Genomic DNA, 803 nt, shown 5'->3' on the forward strand with positions numbered 1-803 from the left:
ATCGAAGTACTAAAATTATTTACCACTGATTCTACTGGTGGATACGCATCGATTACCTCTGATGCTGCTTGTAATGGTACTGTATGTGGAATACTAAATGGTGTCGCATCTGCTACAACATAAGACTCATTAAGAGCCTCATGATCATAATAGTCTACAGCATTCTCGATATGAATGGCTTGCTTGAAACGGTACTCTGTCTGGGTCGCATTAGCCCCCCAACCCTGAGCCTCTAACTGTTCTGCTAATGTGGAATAAATAGGTCCGTTAAAAGCACCGCCATCTCCATTGTTGATGTTCTCTGCAAAATTATAATCCGTTATACTATGTGGCTGATCTATACATTGTGGCTCGCCTATACACTGTAAATCGGTAATATACTTGACTTGATCTATTAAAAACCCATGATTGTTATACAACTGAAGCGTAGCCGTTTCATTATACATCACAAAATTGTTCTGAACTATGATATTATCTTCATAACCCTCGGCATCTGGAAATAACTCTACAAACTTCTCTTTCCAATACAGCATCGTCCCTGCTCCTCCTGGCTGGTCTGCTATACGTCGACCACCATAAGTGATCACCAAAATCTCTCCTGAGGGAATAATGGTACCGGTGGGAAATATATACTCGCTCTCATGATCCTTGAGCTTCCATAAACTTAAATCTATAGCGGTAGTCGAAGAATTGAATAACTCTACAAACTCTCCCATATGATGGTACTTTGTCTCTATACGTTCTGTGTAATGCGTATCAAAATAAACCTCAGATATAACTACCGAACCTCCTAATCGTGTTAA

General features: G+C 39.9%; 1 protein-coding gene. It reads right to left on the minus strand.

Annotation, left to right across the window (positions count from 1 at the left end):
• A partial coding sequence (locus KWG70_RS17655) for a lamin tail domain-containing protein (RefSeq protein ID WP_230937364.1) occupies positions 1–803 on the minus strand: 803 nt, incomplete at both ends.

Source organism: Psychroserpens luteolus, assembly GCF_021032705.1.
Classification (GTDB): domain Bacteria; phylum Bacteroidota; class Bacteroidia; order Flavobacteriales; family Flavobacteriaceae; genus Psychroserpens; species Psychroserpens luteolus.